Origin of the sequence: Roseiterribacter gracilis, from assembly GCA_018332375.1 — a bacterium.
In the GTDB taxonomy this organism is placed as follows: domain Bacteria; phylum Pseudomonadota; class Alphaproteobacteria; order BOG-932; family Roseiterribacteraceae; genus Roseiterribacter; species Roseiterribacter gracilis.
Window position 1 is genome coordinate 1665363 of sequence record BOPV01000001.1, and the last position, 24466, is coordinate 1689828.

Here is a 24466-nt window from a genome sequence, read left to right on the forward strand (position 1 = left end):
GCTTAAGACACGCGCGGCGTGCAACGCGGCGCACGGAAGTTCGCGGGATCGCTTTTGTAATTCACGTAAACGGTGACCTGCGGCTGGTTGGTCCACGACCAGCTCAGCTGCAGGGCCGCACCGTCGGGCGCACGCACGCGACGCGCGAATTGCACCAGCAGCGGTGCGCCTTTGACGGTCCAATCGGCGGCGCTGACATCGACCAGGATTTCACTCGCTGCGTCAGGCACCAGGAACGGCGTGCGCGTGGTCTGTTCCAGCCGGCAGGCCAGCTCGTCGAGTGTTAGGTCAGCCGTGCCGGCAGCGAGCGAGGACGCAAGGGCGAGCGCGAACATGCAGCAATCCCGCCGCAGGCACGCGCCCCTGTCAACAATTCAGGTACCGGGCTGTCCGTAGCGCCGGTGGAATTGCGCCCAACTCGCTTCGGCGGCAGTGCGCAGGTCGCGCGCCAAGGTGATTGCGCGCGTGCGGTCGCCGTTTTCGATCGCCTGTTCGATGCGGCGTCCGTGCCGTTCGATGCCGCGAAAGCCGAACGTGCTCGACGTGCCGATGATGGCGTGGATCTGCCGCGCCAGCGCATCGAGATCAGCGGCGGCGGCGTGCGCTTCGACGCGTTCGATCTGCTGGCGCGTATTGCGGAAATAACCGCCGACGATCGCATCCGCTTCGGCCTTGTCGGCAAGTTCGCGAATAGCCTCGATCGGCGCGGGGTCGAACAGGCTGCGGTCCGCGACCGTGCCGCCGGTTCGAGGAGAGGTGGAAGGGCTGCGCATGATCATGCCAAACGCAATCCGAACGAGATCGTCCGAATCTGCAGTTCGGAGATGTCGTACCCAGCAGCAAAAGCGAGATGTGACCGCATATGCTGTGCAAAGCAAATTGCGCACCGATCGAGGCGTGCTGCGGCCGGCAGCAAAAACAGAAACGCGCCGGTAAATTTCACCGACGCGTTTGTTTGTTACTGGGTGGGCGATGCGTCCAGTTCGGCGAGCATCTCGTCGACCCATTGCGGGTCTTTCGCCTTGCGTAGAACCGCAGCGAGCAACAACACGCCGCCCGGCACTTCGGCGTCGTCGGCGTAATCCGGCAACACCATCCACATTTCGCCGTTGGCATCGACGACCAACGCCGCCTGATCCGGGCCGAGGACGGTTTCGTCCAATTCCTCGTCGTCGAAGTCGAGGTCGATTTCGTGTTCTTCGTCTTTCGCCATCGGATCCTCGCTAGTTCTGATCGCCCATCCGCAACGCCGCAATGAAGGCGCTTTGCGGGATTTCGACTTCACCGAACTGCCGCATGCGCTTTTTGCCCTCTTTCTGTTTGTCGAGGAGCTTGCGCTTGCGGCTGATGTCGCCGCCGTAACATTTCGCGGTAACGTCCTTGCGCATGGCGCTGACCGTCTCGCGCGCAATCACCTTGCCGCCGATCGCAGCCTGGATCGCGATCTTGAAGAGCTGTTTGGGGATCAGCTCTTTCAGCCGCTCGCACAGATGGCGGCCACGACGTTCCGCCTGGCTGCGATGCACCACCATCGACAACGCATCGACCGGATCGTTGTTCACCAGGATCGACAATTTGACGAGGTCGCCCTCTTCGTAGCTGTCGATCGTGTAGTCGAACGATGCGTAGCCGCGGCTGATCGATTTCAGACGATCGTAGAAGTCGAACACGACTTCGTTGAGCGGCAGTTTGTAGACCAGCATGGCGCGCGCGCCGGCATAGGTCATTTCGATCTGGCTGCCGCGGCGTTCCTGACACAGCGCCAAAATGGGGCCGAGATATTCGTCGGGCGTGAAGATCGTCGCTTTGATCCACGGCTCCTGGATGTGATCGATCTTCATCACATCGGGGAAGTCGGCCGGATTGTAGAGTTCCTGAATCGTGCCGTCGGTCTTGTGGATCTTGTAGACGACCGACGGTGCGGTCGCGATCAGGTCGAGATCGAATTCACGCTCCAGCCGCTCCTGGATGATTTCCATGTGCAGCAGGCCAAGAAAGCCGCAGCGGAAACCAAAGCCCAGCGCAGCCGAGCTTTCGGCTTCGAAATGGAAGCTGGAATCGTTGAGCGCGAGACGGCCGAGACTGTCGCGCAGATGTTCGAACTGGGCCGCGTCGACCGGGAAGAGCGAACAGAACACGACCGGGATCGACGGTTTGAAACCGGGCAGCGGTTCGGCCGCGAGGCGACGCTCGTCGGTGATCGTGTCACCGACTTTGGTGTCGCTGATGTCTTTGATGCCGGCGGTGATGAACCCCATCTCGCCGGGATTCAACTGATCAATGATCACGCGCTTGGGCGTGAACATGCCGACGCGGTCGATGTCGCGCGTCGCACCGGTCTGCATGAAGCGGACCTTCTGCCCCGCCTTCAACGTACCATCGACGACGCGCACCAAGATCACCACGCCGAGATAGGCGTCGTACCAGGAGTCGACGAGCAGCGCTTTGGTCGGCGCCGTTGCGTCGCCCTTCGGCGGCGGCAGGCGCGTCACGATCGCTTCGAGCAAATCGGGAATGCCGAGGCCGGTCTTGCCCGACACGTTGACGGCGTCCGACGTGTCGATGCCGATCACATCTTCGACCTGCTGCTTGACGCGGTCGGGATCGGCAGCCGGCAGGTCGATCTTGTTGATGACCGGCACGATCTCGTGATTGGCGTCGATCGCTTGATAGACGTTGGCCAAGGTCTGCGCTTCGACGCCTTGCGTCGCGTCGACCACCAACAGCGAGCCTTCGCACGCGGCCAGCGAACGCGACACTTCGTACGCGAAGTCGACATGGCCGGGCGTGTCCATCAGGTTGAACTGATAGTCCTTGCCGTCCTTGGCCTTGTAGGCGAGGCGCACGGTCTGCGCCTTGATGGTGATGCCGCGTTCGCGCTCAATATCCATTGAGTCGAGCACCTGCCCGCGCATCTCGCGTTTCTCGAGCCCTCCGCAGGTTTCGATCAGACGATCGGCGAGCGTGCTCTTGCCGTGATCGATATGCGCGATGATCGCGAAATTGCGGATGTGGGAAAGGTCAGTAGCCATGGCGGGCGGAACCTAGGGCCTACGGGCCCCTGCTTCAATGAAAGAGGTACGGGCAGGCGCGGCCGGACGCCGCAGATCTAGCGGGCGACCGCCCGAACCTGGGGTTTCAGCCACAGCAGGAGCAACAAAGCCGGCGCGCCGCAGACCGAGGCGACCGTGAAATAGGCCGTCCAGTCGAGCGCATCGGCGAGGAACCCGGCTGGCGCCACCAACAGATCGCGGGTGAAGGCGGCCAGCGCCGACAGCAGCGCGAACTGAGTCGCTGTGTAGGCACGATTACAGAGCAGCGCGAGATACGCGATGAAGGCCGCATCGCCCATGCCGCGCGAGAAATTCTCGACGCCGACGGCGGCGTAAAAGAGCGGCAGGTCGTGACCGCGCATCGACAGAAGCGCGAATAGACTGACCGACAAGGCCGAGGTGATGCCGCACGCCACCAGCATGCGAAACGAGCCGTAGCGTGCGGTCAGCGCACCGCCGATCGTGACGCCGATCAGCGTTGCGGCAACGCCGAAGATCTTCGACGCGTTGGCGATCTCAATCTTGGTGAAGCCGCTGCCAATATAGAACGCCGACGACATCACGCCTTGCAGCTGGTCGGGTAGTTTGTAGAGCAGAATGAACAGCAGGATCGCAGCCCACCGGTCGCGCGTCGTGAAGTCGGCGAACGGTTCGACGACGGCGCTGCGGAGCCAGGCGGCGAAACCCGGTGCAATCGGCTTGCGCGGAACATCGGCGGGTTCGCGCAACGTCAGCGCTGCAACCAGACCGATCGACAGCGACAACGCCAAAATCGTGTACGTCGCCGACCACGGCAAATAGGTCGCGAGATACAACGCGCCTGCACCGGATCCGAGGCGGCCGAGCTGATAGCCCGCAACCGCCATCGCACTGCCAGCGCCTTGTTGTTCTGGCGCCAAGGTTTCGATGCGCCATGCGTCGATCACGATGTCCTGCGTCGCGGCGCAAAAACATGTGATCAACGCCAACAACGCGACCCGAAACAGATCTTCTTTGGGATCGCTGGTGCCCAGCACCACGATCGACGTCGCAAGCACGAGCTGCACGACGAGAAGCCAACTGCGCCGCCGTCCCAGCCATGGAGTCAGGAACGGAATCGACAAACGGTCGACGAAGGGCGCCCACGCCCATTTGAACGTGTACGGAACCAGCACCAGGGTGAAGAGCCCGATCGACGCGCGTGTGACGCCGGTTTCGGCAAGCCACACGCCCAACGTTGCGCCGACCAACGCCAGTGGCAGGCCGCTTGAATAGCCGAGAAACAACACGCGGATAACACGCGGGTCGAAATAGACGGCCCAGGCGGCGGGTTTTTTGGACGAATCAGGTGATGCGGTCACGGGCGCGACGGTAACAGGCGGACAGTCGCCGCTGCACTGCGGAACTCACGCCGGATCGCAGCCTTTCCACGGACGCACCGATCCGGAGGCTTCGACCTGTGACTGTTCTCGACGCCGGCCGGCCGCGCGGCCGCGCCCTGCCCTTTGCTGCGATTTCGATCGCGCTCGCCTGGAGCGCGCTGCTGGTGCCGATTTGGTGTGCAGCCTCGCCGCCGACCTTGGACGGTCCAATCCACGCCGACATCGTGCGGATCCTGCTGTCGCTCGAACGCGGCGACGGGTTCATCGCGTCGTTCTTTCACACGTCGTGGGCGCCCGAACCGAACCTGTCGATCTACGCGCTGTGGCTGGGATTGGCGCATCTGGTGCCGAGCGCCGTCGCGGAACGATTGATCCTGTCTTTCTACGCGCTGTTCCTCGCCGCATCGGGACCGATCTTTCTGCGCATCGCGTGCGGACGCTGGCCGCGCAATCCGATTGCGTATCTGTGCACGGCCCCCTTCGCGTTCAGCGCCCCCTTCTGGTTCGGCTTCTACAATTTCGTCATCAGCCTGCCGCTGTTCGTGATCGCGACCGCGCTCTCGTTGCGCTTCATCGAACGGCCCACCGCACGCACCGGCGCCGTTCTGGCATTGGTCTCGCTGCTGACCTACTTCACGCATGTGATGTCGTTCGCGGCGCTGGGCGTGGCGTGGGTCGCGCTGCTGCCGTGGATTGCGCTGACCAAATTCAATCCAGCAACCAGGGTGCGTGCGGTTGCGATGCGGATCGGCGCGGCTGCGCTGATCTTCGCACCCACCTTGTTGCTGCTGCTGAATTTCCTGTGGCGCAATCGCGGCGAGACGCTGACCTATACCGGCCGCGCCGAAGGCCTGGCCGAACGGGTGCAGGCGCTTGCGACTCTGTCGTCGCTGTTCGCGACCGGTATCGTCGAAGGTGCGATCGTCGCATTGCTGCTGTTGCTGCTGGCCCTTGCGGCGCTACCGGCCTTGCGGCGCGCGCAGCCGCAGGCGATCGACGCGCTGCCCGTCGCCGGCATTCTTCTGTCCGTGGCGGCACTGACTGTGCCCGACCGTTTGTTCGGCGGCGGCTACACCGCGATCCGCATCCAGCTCTACCCGTATCTGCTGTTCGCCTTGTGGTTCGGTGCGCGTGCGCCGGCAATCTGGCTCGACAAACGGCAACGCGCTCTCGGCGAAGCTGCGGTTGCGTTGTTGTTGCTGTTGGCCTTCGTCGATGGCCGCGCCGTGTGGCGCATGGGCGAACAAGTCGATGCGGTGGTGCACGCGACGTCCAGCCTGCCGGCGCACAAATCGGTTCTACCGGTGATGTTCAATCCCAACGGGCGCGACGCGAACGGCGCCAAGCTGGCGCGCGGCATTCCATTCCTGATGAATGTCGCGTCGCGCGTCGCGGTCGCACGCGACGGCGTCAATCTGCGCATGCACCAGGCCAACACGCTGAACTTCCCGGTCCATTATCAGGACGGCTTCAATCCGTACGACATGCAGATTTTGCACGACGCGCTGTGGAAGGATTCGATCCAGGAGCCCGACCTGCGCGGCCTGCGCCAGCAGATCGACACGTTCGGTCACGTCGATACGGTGCTGGCCTACGGGTTGGATCCGACTGGCAACGATCCGCGCCTGGGCGCGCTGCGCAACGAGCTTGACGGTTGGCGCGAGCAAAGCGATGCGGCTCTGCCCGGCGCGATTTTGTTCAGCCGTCCTTGAGAATCCGAAAGCGTGCGTGATCGGCCGGATCGCGGTCGACGACTTGGACCGGCGGCCAAGCCCACTGAAAAACACCGATGCCCGGCACACGCGAGAAGCTGATCTGCCCGCGCGTGCCCTCGACGGCAACGCGCGACCAATCCATGTCGCCCGAACGCAGCATGTCCGCGAGAACAACGATCGTGTCGTACCCTTCGAAGGCGACGAAGGATGGCGCTTCTAGTTGTGCACGCAGTGCTGTCGCGACGCGTGCACCGAGCGGGCTCAGTTGCGCCGGCAGATAGCGCAAGAACGGGATCGCGGCGCCGTCGTCGCCCAGCAACGTCATCCAGTCAGCGAATTCCGGTTGCCCGGCCGGCGCACCGATCAAGATGTCCGCACAACGCGGATCGTGACGCACGGATTTGACGATCGATGCGGCTGCGTCGGTCTGGCCGACAAGAATGAGCAGCGCCGTCGCTTTTTTGTCGACGAGGTCGTCGCACAGTTTTGCAGCGTCGAGTTCGATGATCTCGCCGCCGCGCGGCGCGAGATGGTCGCGCAAAATGCGGACGCCCGAGTCCCAGTACACGTTGGGCGCGATCGCGACAGCGATGCGGCGATGGCCGGCGTTGAGAAGAAACTCGGCATAGATCCGCCACCCATGCGACTGCGCCGGCGGCAGGCGCGCCACCCACTTGGTTGGTTCTTCAACCAGCACGTCGAGAACCGCGGACGAGCAGAGGAACGGCAAGCCGATCGCATCGGCCCGGCGCGCCGCTTCGCGCGCGACGACGCTGTGATACTCGCCCGCCAACGCAACCACGCCGAGGCGCGCAAGTTCGTCGACTGCAGCAACGGCCTTCTGCGGATCGGCCGCTGTATCGCGCACCAGCAGTTCGAGCGGTCGCCCACCGACTCCGCCCGCATCATTGATGTCGCGAACCGCCAGCTCGAGACCGGCGCGCAAATGTTGCCCGGCCTCGACCCAGCCAGGCCGCGTCAGCGGAACCAGCGCACCGATTTGCATCGGCTCAACCAAAGCGGATCCGACCGAACACCATGCCCGACACAGGCGACGAGCCGTAGGCGCGATCGAGCGTGCCGGGATAGGCGTAACCGCTGACCACGCCGCCCAGATCCAACTTGAACGGACCACCGAGGGACGTGGTGAATTGATAGCCGACGCTGAGCTTGTTCACGCGAAAGCCACGGTCGTGCAACGGGTCGCTGTGCAGCGGAAACAACTCGTCCTTGTCGACATTCTCGTAGCGCGCAAAGACGGTGTGGCGATCGGCAAAGATCGCAGCACTTTCCAGCAGCACCGCATCGGTCGATCCGCCCGGCTGTTTCTGGTTGCGGCCATAGGCAAGCGTCGTCGCCAGTTTGACCTCGGGCGCAATCTCGGCGGTGTAGCTGGCACTGGCGGTGAAACGATGCTGGTCGATCTCGGCTTCGAGCTGTTCGGGCGACGTCAGCTCGCCGTAGCTGACTTGCAGCGACCAGCGCGGATCAGGATTCCAAGACACGCGCGCCGACCAGCTATCCAGCTTTGGCGATTCAATGTTCCAGCGTTTCTCATCGGGCTCGCGCCCTTTGAAGCCGGAGGCTTCGAGTTTCCACGTGCCCAGCACGACACCCGCCGTCACGACGCCGAACGTGACATGGGTTGAGTCGAGCCAGTGATGCGCCAGCGGCGTTTCCGGATTCGCCAGGCCCGACAGGCGATGCATGTAGGTCGTGGGCCCCAATGCAGGTTCGCCTGGCAGGCCGGCATAGACGAACACCGAACGTCCCTCGCCGATCGGCTGCGACAAGGTCGTTGCCAATTCCATGAACGCATCGTGCGGGTGCTGCCGGTCGACCAGCGGCTGGCCGTTCGCCGCTTCACCGGTCTGGAACAGCAGCGGATAGCCGCGCTTTCCCATCACCGGATCAAGCGACACCATCGTACGCACGCCCCAGGTCGCGTCGCCCACCGGTCGCGACGCCATGCCCATCAGCATCGACGTCGAAAAAACTTTGCCGCCGCCGCGCGGACCGCCTTGTTGATCGTAGATCGCAGTGACGAAGCCGTGCGCCATCGCCGACCAATTACCGAGCTGCGCGTGCACGCCGTCATGCGGCGTCGTGTCCGGCTGCCACGACGTACCCGATGCTTCGCGCGTCATCGGATAGGCACCGAGAAAGCCCTGCATGACGTGCGCTGACATTTGGGACATGTCGTGGCCGGCATGTTCGTCCACGGCGGGCGCGGGCTGTGCCGGCATCTTGTGTGCTGCATGGGGATCGGCTGCCGGCTTCGGCGCTGGCGCGGGCATGTGGTGATGCGCGTGTTCGTCGGTTTGCGCCACCGCGCTGGTCGCGACGAACAGGCCGAGCGAGCAAAGGCGAAGCAGGTTCATGCGTGATGTCCACAACAAGACGGAGCCGCAGCGGCACCGACAGGATTTCGCCGTGCCAGCCAGAAGAGATACGCGGCCAACGCGCCAAATGCCAAATTGAGCCAGAACGTATAGTCGATCGCGAAGTCGGCCATCTCGCCCATCGCGTGCGGCCGCGCTACCGGCACGAGACCAGCGGCGCTGAAACCGACATCGACCACGATCGCGGCCAGCACCATGGCGGCGTAGAACACGGCGACAATGTACGAGGTGAACCGCGGCCCGTAATAGCGACGATAGATGCCAACAAGCGGCAGCACGATCAGATCGGCGAACAGAAACGACAAAACGCCACCGAACGACATGCCGTGCATCCACAAAACCGCCGCCATCGGTACGTTGCCGATCGAACAGACGAAGCTGAGCACTGCAATTACCGGCCCAACCAGCGCATTCAACGGTACGCGAACCGCATCGGGCGCCGAGGTCAGGAACAATCCGCGCCAGACCTCACCGGGTACCAGCACCGACAACGCGCCGGCGACAAGAAAACCGATCAACAAGTCCTTGCGCAGCATGCGCCACTCGCCGGCAAAGCTGCGCGCGACCGCACGCCAGCTCGGCTGCGCCGGCGGCATCGCGCGTCCGGGCTCGGACCAGCCGCGCGCCTGTTCGACCAGCGCGCGCGGATAGGTGGCTTTGACCAGCACGGCGAGGATCGCGATGAGCACGATACCGCCAACCCATTCCGCCGCAGCGAATTGCCACCCCAGCAGCAACCACAGAACCAGGCCCAGCTCGACCACCAGGTTGGTGGACGCAAACAGGAAAGCCAGCGATGGGATCAATGCCGCACCACCCTTGAACAAGCTGCGCATGACGGCTGCCGATGCAAAGGAGCAGCTCGAACTGGCGGCGCCCGCCGCTGTCGCAAGTGCAATTTCGCGCACCCCGTCACGGCCGAGCGCACGACGAATGCGATCTTTTGCGACGAAGACTTGCAAAACGGCCGAGAGGAAAAAGCCGAGCACGAGGCTCCAACCGACTTTCCAGAACATGGATGCGGCCATCAGCACGCAATCGAGTACTGGGGTGATAAGGTTCAGGATCATGCCGGTCTCGGTAATCCTTCCCATCATGGGAAGGTCAAGCGGGAACTTCTTCGGCCGGGATTCGCTCATCATGAGCCTTCCCATCATGCCTATGGAGCGCGCCATGTCCGACGATCTCGAACTCGAAGATTGTATCGACGCCTGCGACGATTGCGCCTCGATCTGCCTCGAAAGCCTGACCGGCCACTGTCTGCCGGCGGGCGGCAAACATGTCGAACCGCGCCATGTGATTCTGATGCTCGACTGCGTCGATCTGTGCCGCACCACCGCCGACTTCATGCGCCGCGGTTCGCCCAACCACGCACGCCTTTGCGCGGCCTGTGCCGATATCTGTGACGCATGCGCCGAAAGCTGCGCCAAACTTGACGATATGGAGGAATGCGTCGAGGCCTGTCGCGACTGCGCCGAGTCCTGCCGCGAGATGGCGTCCGCCGCCGCTTGATCTGCGCCCGACGTGCGCTAGCGTGCTTCGCATGAATATCGGCGAAGCCGCAGCCGCGTCGGGCGTCTCGGAAAAGATGATCCGCCACTACGAGTCGATCGGGCTGATCGCGCGACCGGCCCGCAGCCCGGCTGGCTATCGCAGCTTCGACGCGCGCAACGTCCACGAGTTGCGCTTTGTGCACCGCGCGCGGTCGCTGGGATTCTCGCTCGAGGAAATTCGCCGCCTGCTGAAACTCTGGCGCGACGAACGGCGCAGCAGCGCCGACGTTCGCCGTATCGCGCAGCGCCACGCCGACGAGCTGGGCGACCGGATCGACGCGATGCGCGCCATGCAGCGCGCATTGTTGGACCTTGTCGCGTGCTGCCGTGCCAAGGACAGTATGGGCGCACGGCCCGACTGTCCGATTCTCGACGATCTTGCGGCCATCGACGCGCCGAAAAAGTCCGCACGCAAACGCACCGTGTCGAAACGCTGACGAAATACAATTTGGGCGTCGCGCAAATACAGGCGCGAACAACTCGCACTAGCACGGATCGTTCTTGCGCGCGGCGTTGGCTTCGGTCATCAAGCCGGCATTCAGCAGCAGGAAGCACGCGTGCGCATCCGTTCAGCTCTCATCGTATGCGCAACGCTGGCAGCTTCGTCTGCATACGCGCAGACCACGACATCTGAGGATGATTTCCGTTCGCGCCTGATGACGAAAGGCGTCGCGATCGGCGCCACGTATATCGGTGAAGTTCTGGGCGTGGTGGATGGCGGGTTTCATCGCGACGCAATTTACGCCGGCCGGCTGGAAGCGACGCTCGATATCGACACGCAGACTGCGTTCGGCTGGGACGGCGGCTTGCTGCATGCGACCGGCTATCAGCTTCATGGCCGCGGGCTGAGCTATTGCTGTCTCAACAACCTGCTGCCGGTCAGCAATATCGAAGCGCGGCGCGAGACGCGGCTTTTCACCTTGTGGGCACAGCAGAGCTTCGCCGACGGCCAGGCATCGTTGCGCGTCGGGCAGATCGCCGCCGACGATGAATTTTTCACCAGCAAAGTCGCCGCCCCCTTCATCAACGGCACGTTCGGCTGGCCGACTTTGATGGTCGGCAACACGCCGGGTGGCGCCGCGGCCTTTCCGATCGCAGCGCCGGGTGTGCGGCTGCAGGTTGCCGCGGACGCCAATCGCCAGATCCTCGCTGGAATTTTCGCGGGCGATCCGGCCGGCAATGCGAACGGACTCGAGCCCGAATTTCGCAATCGCGACGGGTTGAAATTCAGCCTCAGCGGCGGCGCGTTCGCGATCGTCGAAGCGCAATACAACATCACGCCCGATAGCGACCCCGACAAAACGCCCGCGTCCTACAAAGCCGGACTTTGGGTGCAAACCGGCGACCGTGCGCTCGACATGTTCGGTGATCCCGGCAAACGCGGTCCAAGCTGGGGCGCCTACGCAATCGTCGAACGAATGGTGTGGCAGCCGGACGGCGCTGCGCCCGACACGGGACTTAGCGTCTTTGCGCGCGTCGGCGCCGGCGCGTCGGATCCGCAGCCGGTGCGCTTCTATGTCGATGCCGGCCTGAATTACCGCGGACCGTTCGACCGCGCCGACGACATGGTCGGCATTGCGCTCGCCTACAACAAAGTCAGCGACACGCTGCGGCGCGCCGATCGCGCCGCCGGCTTGCCCGCGCGCGAGTCAGAGTCGGTGATCGAGCTGACCTATCAGTATGCGGCTGCAAGCTGGTTGGTGGTGCAGCCCGACCTGCAATATGTCATCCGGCCGGGCGGTGGCGTGCTTGATCCGAACGTACCGACACGGCGCGTGCCGAACGCAACCGTTGCAGGCTTGCGGACGACGCTGCGATTCTAGCCGTGCGGCGTGTGCAGCAAGGTTGTCGTCAGACCTTCGATCAAAGCGGTGAAGCTTGGTTCGTCGGCGGTGCCGGCCAAATTCGCTTCGCCGAAGACGGTGCTTTGATATTTCCCGTCGAGAAATAATTTCGCTTCGGCGGTGACTTGGCGATGCACGCCGAATAGACGTTCGGCTGCCGATCTTGCCGGGCCGATATATTTCACCGCACCGCCCGCATAGGGATTGGCGTGAAAGCGCCATTCGACCCGGTTGGGCGGCAGCGGGCCTTTCGGCGCAACTTCGACCGACATGTCGCGCGGCGCGACATGCTGCATCGAGTTTAAGATCGCGCGCGGAAGATCGTCACCGCGCAGCCCCGGCACTTGATTGGCACCGTCCGCAACAACGACGTCGAGCGAGGTCGCGTGCGACGCGACCGGCGCCAACAACAAAATCGCAGCAACGAGAAACCGGGCTGGCATGACGCCGAGCTTAGCTCCCAAACAGCGAAAAGTCAGCGCGGCGCGAAGATCGGCTCGAAGCCGCGCGCCGTGACCGCAGCAGCGATCGCCTGCTGCAGCGAGGCAACCTGCGCGTCGTTGAGCGGCTCGCCGCGCGCCCCGTCCCAGCGCGGATCGCCGGGAATCGAAACGATCAGCTTTTTGCCGCCGAAGGTCGGGTAACAAAGCAACGTCATCCGACGGTCCGCCGCCGCGCAGACCAGCGCGCTGGGTCGCTGGGCGCGTTGGATCGCCACTGTGAAATCCGGCGCGAAATCGGGCCGGCTGGGCGTGTCGATCGGACGGGCTGGCTGCATGACCCATCGCGAACGCCAGACGAAGAGTGTGGTTCCGGCTAGACTCCGGCAAGCTTTTAGTTGACTATGTCAACTATGAGCCAAATCCAAGCCCCGCCCCGGGACCCGGTCGTCACCGAACTGCGCCAGTTCAATCGCTGGTGGACACACAAGATCGGTGCGCTGGACGCCAATCATCTCGGCAGTGATTTCTCGCTGGCGGAGTCGCGCGTTCTCTACGAACTCGCGCATCGCGACGGGCCGACAGCGAGTGAGCTTGCCGCCGCACTTGGTCTCGATGCCGGCTATCTCAGCCGCATCCTGCAGCGCTTTCACAAAGATGGGCTGCTGGCGCGTGCCGCATCCGACGTCGACTCGCGACGGCAGCATCTGACCTTGACCGAGCGCGGACGCAGCGCCTTCGCGCCGCTTGATCAAAGCGCCCATCGATCGATGGCGCAGCTGTTGGCACCGCTATCCCAAGACGCGCGGTTGCGCTTGCGGCATGCCGTACGCGAGCTGGAGCAGTTGCTCGGCGAACGAAAGCCGGATGCGGTGCCGTATATTTTACGCCCGCTTGGCCCCGGCGATCTCGGCTGGGTCGTGCAGCGGCACGGCGCGCTGTACGCGGAAGAATATGGCTGGAACGTCGAGTTCGAAGCGCTGACGGCCGAAATCGTTGCCGGCTTTGGCAAACGACACGACCCCGCGCAGGAACGCGGCTGGATCGCCGAACGCGACGGCGTGCCGGTCGGGTGCGTGTTCCTGATGCGCAAATCCGCAACCATCGGCCAGCTGCGTCTGTTGTTGGTCGAACCCAGCGCGCGTGGTCTCGGCATGGGTGCGCGGCTGGTCGAGGAATGCGTGCGCTTTGCACGCCAAGCCGGCTACAAGCGCGTGCAGCTTTGGACCAACGACGTGCTGACATCGGCGCGGCGCATTTACGAAGCAGCCGGGTTCAGCCTGATCACGTCGGAGACGCACACGAGCTTTGGCAAGAAGCTGGTGGCGCAGACCTGGGAGAAAGTTCTGAACCCACCGCCGCGTTAAATATCTGCGGTGCGCCGTTCCGAGAGGCGGATCCAGCCCGAGATGACTTTGACCAAGGTCCAGACCCAGATCGCGGCGCTGAGCAGAATCGACAGCGGAATACCAATGAAGGTGATGGCGAGAAACCACGCGATTGCGGTCAGAATCAGACCCCAGAAGAAGACGCGGATCTGATCGCGGAAATGACTTTCGACGTAGGTGCCGCGCGCATCGTTGAGTTTGAGAAACGCAATGCCGGCACCGACGATACCGCTGAGTCCGATCGTGACCAGCCACAGCGCGTAGCACGCATAGACGATTTGCGCCCAGGTGCGTAGACGGTCTTCGGACTCGTACATGCGTGCCTCCTTTGTCCGGCGCGATGCTACACGCGCTGAAGCAGGAAATGAACGCCGCGATTTTTTATTCTGTCAGTGAATGCTTACGATGCGAACCGACGCTCGCGCTGTCGGCGCATCGCGCTGCCGTGAAAGCCCTGGAATATGCCGATGAACCAGTAGGGCGCCGTTGAAAACCAACCGTCGTGCGTGGTCCATGCGAGGATCACGGAAAGTACGCCAACGCCCGCATTGATGCCCGCGCTCTGGATTTCCTCACGGGCCAGATGCGCTTCGGTCGGCGTCAATTCCAGCGCATTGCGCTGCTTCAACGCGTGTGCATACAGCGCAGCAAAGATCACGAAGACAGCGGCAAAGCCGCCGCTATAGATCGTCATCAATTGCGCAAACTGAAATTCGCTCATCGATGTGTTCGACACGTCACCGTGGATCTGACTGTCGATGAACGACGTCCACACGAATTTCATCGGGTAGACGTAGAACAGCACCACGAACAGCAAAGCCGCGGTCGTCCAGCTGGTGAATCTGTCCTGCAGCGCGAAGCGGCGGAAGAACAGGTTGTGCTGGTACCAGATCCAAAACAGCATCGCGAAGCAGATGCTGAACGGCAGGAAGCCGCGCATCAGATGCAGCAGCTCGCCGATATTCTTGGGCACCTCGAGCGAGACGACCAGCAAGGTCACGGCAAAGGCAAAGACCGCGTCGGACAAGGCTTCGAGCCGCGTGATTTCTGTCCCGCGCCAACGATGCCAGGCCGATTGCGGATCGCGCCGGTAGGTCGTGCTCATGACCCCGATGCTAGCGGCGTTGTGCGCCCCGTCCAGCGTTAAGCGGCACGGACCTCGGTCAGGAACGCATTTACCTCGCGCGTCAGCGACTCGGCTTGCACGCCCAACTGCCGCGCTGCGCCCAGCACGCCGCTCGCCGCACCGCCGGCCAGATCGGCCGCTTCGTGCACCGCCGCGACGTTGCTTGCGACTTGCTGCGTGCCGTTGGCGGCCTCTTGTGTGTTGCGCGTGATCTCCTGGGTCGCGGCCCCCTGCTCTTCCACCGCTGCGGCGATCGAGGTTGAGACGGCGCGCACATTGCGGATCGTGCCGACGATGGCGCGAATCGTATCGGCCACGCGCTTGGTCGCGTCTTGGATCGCCTGGACTTGGCCGCCGATCTCCTCGGTCGCTTTGCCGGTTTGCAGCGCCAGGCTTTTGACTTCGCTGGCGACGACGGCAAAGCCTTTGCCCGCTTCGCCCGCGCGCGCAGCTTCGATCGTTGCGTTCAACGCCAGAAGATTGGTCTGGCTGGCGATGGCGTGAATCAACTGCACGACTTCGCCGATCTTCTGCGCGCCGTCGGTCAGACTTGCGATCACGGTTTCCGCCGTCGCCGCTTCCGATGCGGCTTGTTCCGACACGGTCGCTGCTTCCGACGCGCGACGGCTGATCTCGCTGATCGACGCGGCGAGTTCTTCCGACGCGGCAGCAACGGTCTGCACGTTGGCTGAGGTCGATTCCGAACTTGCCGTCACGCTGCTGGCGCGCTGCGCGGTTTCGCTCGCCGCGTCCGACATGCCGGCGGCCGATTTCTCCATCGCGGCCGCTGCGTTGGTCACCGCATCGACGACATGTTTGACGCTGCGCTCGAACCCGTCAGCCAGCGCGACCATTGCGGCACGCCGTTCTTCGCGCGAACGCGCCGCGGCTTCGTCCTGCGCGCGGCGCAGATCGGATGCTTCGATCATGGCGCGCCGGAACACTTCGACCGAGGCCGCCATCGCGCCGATCTCGTCGGCGCGGCCCTGGCCCGGAATTTCGGCGCTGCGATTGCCGCCTTTCAACGCGTCCATCGCATCGGTCATGGCGCGGATCGGCACCACGATGGAGCGGTTGGTGAGCCAAGCCAGCAGCAGCGCCCCCAGCAGCACGATCGCGCCGATGCCGATCGACGCGTTGCGGCTGGTCGCCTTGGCCGCCGCGGCGGCGCTTTGGTCGAGCGCCAGCAACGTCACGCCGAACGCTTCGCCACGATAGTCGCGCGCTGGCATCAGCACGGCCTGGTACGGCACGTCGCCGATCTGCAATTGCAGCGGGCGATTCTCGGCCAGCGCTTTGTTGAACTCTTCGGCAGCGATTGCGGGCGTCGTCGCGAAGGTCGAGCCGAACGCTTCAAACACGTTGTTCTTGCGCACGAACAACGCGATCTCGGCGCGCGTCGCGCGCTTGAACTTGTCGAGAAACGCTTTGCCAAAGGTCAGGCCGACTTCGACCGTGCCTAGATGTTCGCCGTTCTTGAACACCGGTACGACGCCGCGAATGCCGAGACCTTCAATGCCGGTTTCGAGCCCCGAGACGGGCTTCTTGCTGCGATTGGCTTCGACCACGGTGAAGCGAAAGCCCGACAGGTCGTCGCCGAATTTCTCGGGCTTGTGCAGACGCAGGAAAGAGACGGCGGGTGCGAGGTGGAACTGGATCTGTTCGGCCCCGTGCTGCTCCTTCAATTGCTTGAAGCCGGGCACGGTGAGTTTCGCCAACGCGTCACGGTCTTTCGCGGCGAACGCATCTTGCACCGCGGTTTCCACCGCATAGAGCGTCGCCATCGACAAAGCGCGATCGGATTCCGAGCGAATTTGCCCGGTCAGAAATTCCTGCGCGGTGGTGAGTTCGCGGTCGGCAGCCGACTGCGCCAGCCGGTCGGTCAAGATGAGGTTGCTGATGGTGGTCGCGGCGACCGCGACGATGACGCTGCCTGCGAGCGCGACCGCGAGACGGCGACCAATCTTCCAATTCGACAACATGCAACGCTCCTCCATCCCGGCCGGAGCGTCGATCCACCATCATTCAGGTCAACGAAACCCTAATCGACCCCGCACATGGTCGAGCGCGCCAGAGGCGAAGGGCACGCCAAAGCTGATCAGCGCGGTACCGATCCATTCGACCGTCGTCGGCACCTCGCCCAGAATCGGAATCGCAGCGAACAGGGTGAGCACCGGTACCAGCGACGCGAACGGCGCCACGCCGGTCGAACCCAGCAACGCCAGCGCACGGTTCCAACCGATCAATGCGCCGAGCGAAATGAACACGCCTTGGTACAGGCCCTGAAACAGCACCGCCGGCAGCGGTGCCTCGTCCAAGGTCGGATGCAGGAACAGTACATAGACCGGCAGATAGAAGGCCGCCGACAAGGTCGACACGATTGCGGTCGCGTGCAGCGACGTCAGGCCGGTGCGGCGGTTGAGCAAGGTGTAGATCGCCCACAAGCACGACGACGACAAAAGCAAAACCTGCCCGAACAGTTGCGACGACGATTGGCCGATGCCTTCGATACCGACGATCGAGGCGGCACCGCAGAAAATCAGCAGCAACCCAAAGAAGCGCAGTCGCGACGGACGTTCGCGTAGAAACAGCACGCCAATCAACGTGACCCACAAGGGCAGCACGCCCGGAATCAACGCGCCGCCCTGCCCCGCCGGCGCGAGGCTCAGCCCGCCCGCCGCAACCAGCACGTAGGGCGCACCCGCCGTGACCGCCAAGGCGAGCACAGTGCGAATTCCCAGACGCTGCACCGCAAATCCGTGGCGCAACACGATTGGCAGCATGACGATCGCAGCGACGGCAAAGCGCACAGCGACGAGATCGAACACGCTCATCGAACGCGTTACGCCAAAGCGCGTCGCGATCTGCCAACTGGCCCACAACAAAACGGTGAAAAGCGCCCAGGCGATTCCGAGCGGAAGTTGCTTACGTTCCAACATGCGCTGCTAGCTACGACCATTCGCGCCGCTTGTCCTGCGCTGCTCGTGCACGGCAGCCAGCGTCGCCAGGGTCAGAGCAATCGCCGACGCTGTACTGCAGCAGGCGTCTCCTGGTCAGGCCGCTTTGCGATCCAGCGCGCCGGTTGCCAGCGGCACGCCGCAACTGATCAGCAAGGTCCCGATCCATTCGGCATGGGTCGGGATCTCGTTCAGGAACGGGATCGCCGCTAGCAAGGCGAGCACCGGCGCCAGCGCCGCAAACGGTGCCGCGCGCGACGCGCCCAGCAGTGCGACGGCGCGATTCCAGGTCAGCATCGCGACGACGCCGGCAAACACGCCTTGGTAGAAACAATGGAAGGCGACGTCCTTGAACGGCATCGATGGCAAGGACGGATGCAGGAACAGAACATAGACCGGCAGGTACAGGATCGCCGACCAGACCGCGACGATGGCGACCGCATGGATCGGCGTCACGCCCGCACCGCGCAGCGCGACGGTGTAGATCGCCCACATCAAGCCCGCTGCAATCAGCAGCGCCTGGCCAAGCAGACGTTCGTTGCTGCCGCCGAGCGCTTCGAATCCAACAATCGCAAGCGCGCCGACCAGGATCAGCAGCAAGCCAATCTGGCGCGGCCGCGACGGACGTTCGCGCAAGAAGACGACGCCCAGCAGCAACACCCAGAGCGGCATCACGCCCGGAGTCAGCGCGCCGCCCTGCGCGGCCGGCGCCAAGGTGAGACCCGAACAAATGACGATGAAGTACGGCGCACCGGCACCGAAGACGAGTGCCGCGGTGCGCCAGATGCCGATCTGGCGAATGCCAAAGCCGTGTTTGATCGCGATCGGCAAGGTAATGATCGCGGCGGTACCGAACCGCGCCGCAACCACGTCGACCGCATGCATCGCGTGCAAGACGCCGAGGCGCGTGACGATGAACCACGACGCCCAGATCGTAACGGTAAGCAGCGCGAAGGCGCCGCCGAGCCAGAGCTTCTTGCGATCCATCGAGTGTCCCCAAACGAAACGAGGCGCTCCGTTGCCGGAGCGCCTCGTTGCTCAGCGTAGGAGCGCGCTGCGTTACGCGGCTTCTTTCACCATGTTGCGCAGCACGTACTGCAAAATGCCGCCGTGGCGGAAATATTCCACCTCATCGAGCGTGTCGATTCGGCATGTCAGGGTCACGCTTTCGCTGCTGCCGTCGGCGCGGTGGATCATCATCGCAACGTTCATACGCGGCTTGATGCCGCCAGCGACGCCGAGAATGTCGATCTTTTCCGTACCGTCGAGCTTCAACGTCTTGCGCGTCGTCTCGCCCTGGAACTGCAACGGCAACACGCCCATGCCGACCAGGTTCGAACGATGGATACGTTCGAAGCTTTCGGCGATGACCGCTTTCACGCCCAACAGGCGCGTGCCCTTGGCTGCCCAGTCACGCGACGAGCCGGTGCCGTATTCCTTGCCTGCGAACACGACCAGCGGAACGCCTTCCGCCTGGTAGCGCATCGAGGCTTCGTAAATCGGCAGCGTATCGCCCGACGGATAGTGCTTGGTCACGCCGCCTTCGACGCCCGGCACCATTTCGTTCTTGATGCGCACGTTCGCGAACGTGCCGCGCATCATGATCTCGTGGTTGCCGCGGCGCGCGCCGTAGCTGTTGAAGTCGGTCGGACGCACCTGATGTTCGAGCAGGTATTCGCCCGCCGGTGCGCTCTTCTTGATGTCGCCGGCCGGCGAGATGTGATCGGTGGTGATCGAGTCACCAAGGATCGCCAATTCGCGTGCGCCCGTGACGTCCGACAGCGCGCCCGGATTCTTCGGCATGTCGATGAAGAACGGCGGCTGTTTGACATAGGTCGAACCGTCGACCCACTTGTAGGTCTTGCCTTCGGTCGTCGCTACCGCGCGCCACTGCACCGGACCTTCGAACACGTTGTCGTAGCGGGCGCGATACATCGCCGGCGTGATCGTGCTGTCGATGGTCGAACGCACTTCTTCGTTCGACGGCCAGATATCCTTCAGATAGACGGGCTTGCCGTCGCTGCCGGTACCCAGCGGTTCGTTGACGATATCGATCGCCATCGAACCCGCGATCGCGTAGGCGACGACCAGCGGCGGCGACGCGAGATAGTTCGCTTTCACGTAGGGCTGGATGCGGCCTTCGAAGTTGCGGTTGCCCGACAGAACCGAGCCGGCAACCAGATTGCCCGCTTCGATCGCGTCAGAAATCGCCGTGTCGATCGGACCCGAATTGCCGATGCAAGTCGTGCAGCCATAGCCGACGACGTTGAAGCCCAGCGCGTCGAGATCCTTCTGCGTGCCCGATGCATTCAGATAGTCGCTGACCACCTGGCTGCCCGGTGCGAGCGAGGTCTTCACCCACGGCTTCACCTTCAAGCCTTTGGCGACGGCTTTGCGCGCCAGCAGACCCGCCGCCATCATCACGCTCGGGTTCGAGGTGTTGGTGCAGCTGGTGATGGCCGCGATCACGAGATCGCCGTGACCGATCGAATAGTCCTTGCCCGCAACCTGCTGCTTCGCCGACGCGTCGGTGACGCCGAAGGCCGGCAGTTCTTTGTTGAACGCCGTTGCAGCGTCGCTGAGCAGCACACGGTCCTGCGGACGACGCGGACCGGCCAGCGACGGTTGCACCGTCGACAGATCCAGCGACAGCGTGTCGGTGAACACGGGATCGACCGTGCTGTCGTCACGCCACATGCCCTGCGCCTTGGCGTAGGCTTCGACCAGCGCAACGCGTTCCGGATCGCGACCGGTGAACTTCAAGAAGCGAATTGCTTCGGCATCGATCGGGAAGAAGCCGCACGTCGCGCCATATTCCGGCGCCATGTTGGCGATCGTCGCACGGTCGGCGAGCAGCAGATCGGCGCAGCCGGGGCCATAGAATTCGACGAACTTTCCGACCACGCCCTTCTTGCGCAGCATCTGCGTGACCGTCAGCACCAGATCGGTGGCGGTCATGCCTTCCTTCAGCTTGCCGGTCAGTTTGAAACCGATGACTTCGGGAATCAGCATCGAGATCGGCTGACCCAGCATCGCCGCTTCGGCTTCGATGCCGCCGACGCCCCAGCCCAGTACGGCCAAGCCGTTGACCATCGTCGTGTGGCTGTCGGTGCCGACCAGCGTGTCGGGATATGCCACTTGCTTGCCGGTCTGGTCTTTTTCGACCCACACGGTCTGCGCCAGATACTCAAGATTGACCTGGTGGCAGATGCCGGTGCCCGGCGGCACGACACGGAAATTGTCGAACGCGGTCTGGCCCCAGCGCAGGAACTGATAACGCTCGAGATTGCGTTCAAATTCGCGGTCGACGTTGTTCTGGAACGCGCGCGGCGTACCGCTTTCGTCGACCATCACCGAGTGATCGATCACGAGATCGACCGCCGACAGCGGGTTGATGCGGTTCGGATCGCCACCCAATGCGGTCATCGCGTCGCGCATCGCAGCCAAGTCAGCGACGGCGGGAACGCCGGTGAAGTCCTGCATCAGAACGCGCGCCGGACGGAATGCGATTTCCGTGTCGCTGCGCTTTTCTTTCAACCAGGCGACCAGCGCCTTGATGTCGTCGACGGTGACGGTGCGGCCGTTTTCATTGCGGAGCAGATTTTCCAGCAGCACCTTCAACGAGAAGGGCAAGGTGGAAATATCGCCGAGCTGCGCTTCAGCCGCTTTCAGGCTGAAATAATCGTAGCTCTTGCCGCCGACAGTGAGTGTCTGGCGCGTCTTGAGGGCGTCGGTGCCGGTGGTGGTCACGAGCGGAGTACCTTTCGGCGTAGAAAAAACCTAGGGAAGGCCTGGGTCCTACACCGGTTTGACAAGGCGGGCAAACGTGGGGACGTTGCGGCGCCCATGCGAAAAACCGATGAAGAAATCAGCGCGGTCTTGGTCCCCTTTGGTCCCAAGAGCGACGCGCAGACTGCGGTCGGAAACCTAACGGCGTCTTTATTTTGCCCGCGCCCCGTCTAATCGGACGGGACCTGGCTTGCCGACGCGGCGGCCGACTCGTCTTTCGTGATCTAGGTCTCGAGCTGGGCCCCGGCGAGGCGCTGGTCCTGACCGGCCCCAACGGTGCCGGCAAGTCGAGCCTGCTCCGTCTGCTGGCCGGGCTGACGCCGCCCGAGGCCGGCACCCTCACCCTCGATGGCGCGCCCGCCGACCGCGAGCTTCTGGCGCAGACGGTGGCGCTGCTCGGCCACGAGACCGCGATCAAAAGCGTGCTGACCGTCGGCGAGCAGATTGGCCGCACCGGCTGCGGCGTGGACGCAGCGTTGCACGCGTTCGATCTGCTGAACTTGCGCGACACGCCGGGCCGGCTTTTGTCGGCCGGGCAGAAACGCCGCGCCGCGCTGGCGCGCGTGCTGGCCTCGAACCGCGCCATCTGGCTGCTCGACGAGCCGACCCTGGGTCTCGACGCAAGCTCGCAAGCGCTGCTGGCGAACGCGATCGAAGGGCAACGCGCGCGCGGCGGCAGCGTCGTCGTCGCAACCCATGCCGAACTCGGCGTCGCCAACCCGCGCGAATTGAAGCTCGGCGCATGAACTTCATCGCTCTCGTCCGTCGCGATCTGCGGCTTGCGCTGCGCCAGGGCACCGACGCCTTCGTGTCGTTGCTGTTCTTCGTGCTGGTGCTGGTGCTGGTACCGCTTGCGATCGGACCCGAACCGCAATTGCTGGCGCGCGTTGCGCCCGGCCTGATCTGGATCGCGGCCTTGTTGTCGGTGCTGCTGTCGCTGGAGCGCATGTTCCAGAGCGAATACGAGGACGGCAGTTTGGATCAGTTGGCGCTGTCGGGAATTCCGTTCGCGCTGATCGTTGCCGCAAAAGTGACGGCGCAATGGCTGACGACGGGACTGCCGTTGTTGTTGGCCGGCCCAATCCTCGCCGCCATGCTGGCGCTGCCGAACGACGCGCAAGCGGTGCTGCTGCTGTCGTTGCTGCTGGGCACGCCGACCTTGTCGCTGGTCGGTGCGATAGGTGCGGCCTTGGTCGTCGGCGCACGCCGCGGCGGCGTGTTGCTCGCGCTGCTGGTGTTGCCGCTTTATGTTCCGGTTCTAATTTTCGCCGCCGGCGCGATTGACGCGGCTGCAGCCGGCCTGCCGGCCCGGCCGCATCTGCTGTTGCTGGCCGGCTGTCTTGCTGTTTCGCTGCCGTTGGCACCGCTCGCCGCGGCAGCCGCGCTCAAGGATGCGCTTCGATGAATTTGCACCGTTTCGCAAACCCCGCGCGCTTCCTGCGCATCGCGCGCGTCGTGACGCCGCTTGCGGGTTGGATCGCCGTCGCAACGTTGCTGGCTGGTGCGGTGTTCGGCCTGGTCTTGTCGCCGCCCGACTATCAGCAAAGCGAGACGGTGCGCATCATGTATGTGCACGTTCCGTCGGCCTGGTTGGCGTTGCAGAGCTACATCGCGATGGCGCTCGCCGCCGCGGTTGCGCTGGTGTGGAAACATCCGCTGGCGGATCTGTTCGTCAAAGCCGCTGCACCGGTCGGCGCCGGCTTCACCCTGTTGTGTCTGATCACCGGTTCGTTCTGGGGCCGTCCGACCTGGGGCGCATGGTGGGTGTGGGATGCGCGCCTGACATCGATGCTGGTGCTGCTCTTCTTGTATGTCGGCTACATGGCGTTGGCGGGTGCGTTCGACGACGAAGAACGCGGCCATCGCGCCGGTGCGGTGCTGGTGCTGACCGGCATCGTCGACGTGCCAATCGTCAAATTTTCGGTCGAGTGGTGGAACACGCTGCACCAGCCTACCAGCGTGTTTCGTCTCGGCGGTCCGACCATCGCCAGCGAAATGTTGTGGCCGCTGGGCTTGATGGTTGTCGGCTTCACCGCATTCTTCGTGTGGATCGTCTGCGTACGCCTCGAGACCGAGCTGCTGCACCGGAAAATCCGGGCGCGGCTCGAAAACACGCCTGCGTAAACCACGTCCGATAGCATCCAGCCGGACCTGTCGGTCGTACCTCCGTTGGATCTTCGAGAGGGAGAGAGACATGCCTCGTCTGCACGTCGCGTTGGCGCTTGCCGCCGTCGCGTTTCTTCTGACGCCGTCCGCCCACGCCGCTGTCGCCGGTACCGTCACCAAATTGCAGGGTGACGCTGCGCGCGTTGCCGACGGCAAGCGCAACAGTCTCGATGTCGGCGAAGCCTTGTCGGTCGGCGACGTGATCGAAACCGGCGCCAAGTCGCGCCTTCTGATCAAGCTGGTCGATGGCAGCGAACTGACGTTGGGTGAAAACGCGCGCGCTACGTTGGACGCGTTGAAGATCGACAAAGTCGCCAGCAGCGGCGAAGAAAAAATCTCGGTCGAACAAGGCGCGTTCCTGTTCCAGGGCGGCAGCATCGAGAAGATGAAACAACGCGACGTCGCGGTGCGCACGCCGGTCGCCACGATGGGCATTCGCGGCACCAAATTCTGGGGCGGTCAGCAGGGCGACCGCTACGGCGTGCTGACCTTCAGCGGCAAGGTCGAGGTCAAAGGCAAAGACGGCAGCGCCGTCTTGCTGACAGCGGGCAAAGGCACCTGGTTCGGGCCCGGCGCAACGACCCCGAAAAAGCCGGATGCCTGGACCAAGCAAGAGACCAGCGGCGCAGTCGAATCGATCACCTTCAGTCCGAAGTAATCTGCGGCCCCGCG

Annotated in this window: 25 protein-coding genes; 9 read left to right on the plus strand and 16 right to left on the minus strand. The window is 63.7% G+C overall.

The window, feature by feature from the left end; all coding sequences use genetic code 11:
• Positions 1 to 2: 2 nt before the first annotated feature.
• The 5 genes from TMPK1_RS08280 to TMPK1_RS08300 all read right to left on the minus strand — a co-directional run bounded on the left by TMPK1_RS08280 (position 3) and on the right by TMPK1_RS08300 (position 4393).
• Positions 3 to 335, minus strand: a complete 333-nt coding sequence (locus TMPK1_RS08280; RefSeq protein WP_420242506.1) for a hypothetical protein — start codon at positions 333 to 335, stop codon at positions 3 to 5.
• A gap of 39 nt (positions 336 to 374) precedes the next feature.
• Positions 375 to 773, minus strand: a complete 399-nt coding sequence (locus tag TMPK1_RS08285) for an Hpt domain-containing protein (RefSeq protein WP_420242507.1) — start codon at positions 771 to 773, stop codon at positions 375 to 377.
• A gap of 185 nt (positions 774 to 958) precedes the next feature.
• Positions 959 to 1213, minus strand: a complete 255-nt coding sequence (locus tag TMPK1_RS08290; RefSeq protein ID WP_420242508.1) for a hypothetical protein — start codon at positions 1211 to 1213, stop codon at positions 959 to 961.
• A gap of 10 nt (positions 1214 to 1223) precedes the next feature.
• The gene (lepA, locus tag TMPK1_RS08295) at positions 1224 to 3032 is read right to left on the minus strand and encodes a translation elongation factor 4 (RefSeq protein WP_420242509.1); all 1809 of its coding nucleotides are present in this window, start codon (positions 3030 to 3032) and stop codon (positions 1224 to 1226) included.
• A 77-nt stretch (positions 3033 to 3109) separates the two neighbouring features.
• Entirely contained in the window at positions 3110 to 4393 is a 1284-nt protein-coding gene (locus TMPK1_RS08300) for an AmpG family muropeptide MFS transporter (protein ID WP_420242510.1), read from the minus strand.
• 98 nt (positions 4394 to 4491) lie between these two features.
• On the opposite strand from TMPK1_RS08300, the gene TMPK1_RS08305 reads away from it, so the two are divergent.
• Positions 4492 to 6126, plus strand: a complete 1635-nt coding sequence (locus TMPK1_RS08305) for a hypothetical protein (protein ID WP_420242511.1) — start codon at positions 4492 to 4494, stop codon at positions 6124 to 6126.
• Here TMPK1_RS08305 and TMPK1_RS08310 read toward each other — a convergent pair.
• Genes TMPK1_RS08310 through TMPK1_RS08320 form a run of 3 tightly spaced genes read right to left on the minus strand, consistent with a single transcriptional unit; the run spans position 6113 to position 9601 of the window.
• Entirely contained in the window at positions 6113 to 7135 is a 1023-nt protein-coding gene (locus TMPK1_RS08310) for an ABC transporter substrate-binding protein (RefSeq protein WP_420242512.1), read from the minus strand. The two genes, TMPK1_RS08305 and TMPK1_RS08310, sit on opposite strands and share 14 nt — an antisense overlap.
• A 4-nt stretch (positions 7136 to 7139) precedes the next feature.
• Positions 7140 to 8510: a hypothetical protein gene (locus tag TMPK1_RS08315; protein ID WP_420242513.1), complete on the minus strand. Its 1371-nt coding sequence runs from the start codon at positions 8508 to 8510 to the stop codon at positions 7140 to 7142.
• Positions 8507 to 9601 (minus strand): permease, encoded by a 1095-nt coding sequence (locus tag TMPK1_RS08320; protein ID WP_420242514.1) that lies wholly within the window; start codon positions 9599 to 9601, stop codon positions 8507 to 8509. Before TMPK1_RS08320 ends, TMPK1_RS08315 begins: the two co-directional genes overlap by 4 nt.
• On the opposite strand from TMPK1_RS08320, the gene TMPK1_RS08325 reads away from it, so the two are divergent.
• The 3 genes from TMPK1_RS08325 (at position 9600) to TMPK1_RS08335 (ending at position 11907) form a co-directional block, all read left to right on the plus strand.
• Positions 9600 to 10043, plus strand: a complete 444-nt coding sequence (locus TMPK1_RS08325) for a four-helix bundle copper-binding protein (RefSeq protein WP_420242515.1) — start codon at positions 9600 to 9602, stop codon at positions 10041 to 10043. The two genes, TMPK1_RS08320 and TMPK1_RS08325, sit on opposite strands and share 2 nt — an antisense overlap.
• 31 nt (positions 10044 to 10074) lie before the next feature.
• Entirely contained in the window at positions 10075 to 10521 is a 447-nt protein-coding gene (locus TMPK1_RS08330; RefSeq protein ID WP_420242516.1) for a MerR family DNA-binding protein, read from the plus strand.
• Positions 10522 to 10740: 219 nt separating this feature from the next.
• Positions 10741 to 11907 carry a carbohydrate porin gene (locus TMPK1_RS08335; protein ID WP_420242517.1) on the plus strand — a complete coding sequence of 389 codons (1167 nt, stop codon included), beginning with the start codon at positions 10741 to 10743 and terminating at the stop codon, positions 11905 to 11907.
• Here the strand turns inward: TMPK1_RS08335 and TMPK1_RS08340 are convergent.
• Both TMPK1_RS08340 and TMPK1_RS08345 read right to left on the minus strand, forming a co-directional pair.
• A complete protein-coding gene (locus TMPK1_RS08340) occupies positions 11904 to 12371 on the minus strand; it encodes a hypothetical protein (RefSeq protein ID WP_420242518.1) in 468 nt (155 codons plus the stop codon). The two genes, TMPK1_RS08335 and TMPK1_RS08340, sit on opposite strands and share 4 nt — an antisense overlap.
• 32 nt (positions 12372 to 12403) lie before the next feature.
• Positions 12404 to 12706 carry a hypothetical protein gene (locus tag TMPK1_RS08345; RefSeq protein WP_420242519.1) on the minus strand — a complete coding sequence of 101 codons (303 nt, stop codon included), beginning with the start codon at positions 12704 to 12706 and terminating at the stop codon, positions 12404 to 12406.
• Between the two features lie 75 nt (positions 12707 to 12781).
• Between TMPK1_RS08345 and TMPK1_RS08350 the strand changes: the two genes are divergently transcribed.
• Positions 12782 to 13735 (plus strand): bifunctional helix-turn-helix transcriptional regulator/GNAT family N-acetyltransferase, encoded by a 954-nt coding sequence (locus TMPK1_RS08350; protein ID WP_420242520.1) that lies wholly within the window; start codon positions 12782 to 12784, stop codon positions 13733 to 13735.
• Here the strand turns inward: TMPK1_RS08350 and TMPK1_RS08355 are convergent.
• The 6 genes from TMPK1_RS08355 to acnA form a co-directional block, all read right to left on the minus strand.
• The gene (locus TMPK1_RS08355; RefSeq protein ID WP_420242521.1) at positions 13732 to 14073 is read right to left on the minus strand and encodes a DUF4870 family protein; all 342 of its coding nucleotides are present in this window, start codon (positions 14071 to 14073) and stop codon (positions 13732 to 13734) included. The genes TMPK1_RS08350 and TMPK1_RS08355 overlap by 4 nt on opposite strands.
• A gap of 83 nt (positions 14074 to 14156) precedes the next feature.
• Positions 14157 to 14861, minus strand: a complete 705-nt coding sequence (locus TMPK1_RS08360; protein WP_420242522.1) for a TMEM175 family protein — start codon at positions 14859 to 14861, stop codon at positions 14157 to 14159.
• Positions 14862 to 14899: 38 nt separating this feature from the next.
• Positions 14900 to 16864: a methyl-accepting chemotaxis protein gene (locus TMPK1_RS08365; protein ID WP_420242523.1), complete on the minus strand. Its 1965-nt coding sequence runs from the start codon at positions 16862 to 16864 to the stop codon at positions 14900 to 14902.
• 48 nt (positions 16865 to 16912) lie between these two features.
• Positions 16913 to 17821: a DMT family transporter gene (locus tag TMPK1_RS08370; protein WP_420242524.1), complete on the minus strand. Its 909-nt coding sequence runs from the start codon at positions 17819 to 17821 to the stop codon at positions 16913 to 16915.
• A gap of 114 nt (positions 17822 to 17935) precedes the next feature.
• Positions 17936 to 18826 carry a DMT family transporter gene (locus TMPK1_RS08375; RefSeq protein ID WP_420242525.1) on the minus strand — a complete coding sequence of 297 codons (891 nt, stop codon included), beginning with the start codon at positions 18824 to 18826 and terminating at the stop codon, positions 17936 to 17938.
• 72 nt (positions 18827 to 18898) lie between these two features.
• The gene (gene acnA / locus TMPK1_RS08380; RefSeq protein WP_420242526.1) at positions 18899 to 21589 is read right to left on the minus strand and encodes an aconitate hydratase AcnA; all 2691 of its coding nucleotides are present in this window, start codon (positions 21587 to 21589) and stop codon (positions 18899 to 18901) included.
• 194 nt (positions 21590 to 21783) lie between these two features.
• On the opposite strand from acnA, the gene ccmA reads away from it, so the two are divergent.
• The 4 genes from ccmA (at position 21784) to TMPK1_RS08400 (ending at position 24452) form a co-directional block, all read left to right on the plus strand.
• Positions 21784 to 22374 carry a heme ABC exporter ATP-binding protein CcmA gene (gene ccmA / locus TMPK1_RS08385; RefSeq protein WP_420242527.1) on the plus strand — a complete coding sequence of 197 codons (591 nt, stop codon included), beginning with the start codon at positions 21784 to 21786 and terminating at the stop codon, positions 22372 to 22374.
• Entirely contained in the window at positions 22371 to 23033 is a 663-nt protein-coding gene (gene ccmB, locus TMPK1_RS08390) for a heme exporter protein CcmB (RefSeq protein WP_420242528.1), read from the plus strand. The genes ccmA and ccmB overlap by 4 nt, the downstream gene beginning before the upstream one ends.
• 2 nt (positions 23034 to 23035) lie before the next feature.
• A complete protein-coding gene (locus TMPK1_RS08395; RefSeq protein WP_420245634.1) occupies positions 23036 to 23752 on the plus strand; it encodes a heme ABC transporter permease in 717 nt (238 codons plus the stop codon).
• Between the two features lie 70 nt (positions 23753 to 23822).
• Positions 23823 to 24452 carry a FecR family protein gene (locus TMPK1_RS08400; protein ID WP_420242529.1) on the plus strand — a complete coding sequence of 210 codons (630 nt, stop codon included), beginning with the start codon at positions 23823 to 23825 and terminating at the stop codon, positions 24450 to 24452.
• Positions 24453 to 24466: the final 14 nt, after the last annotated feature.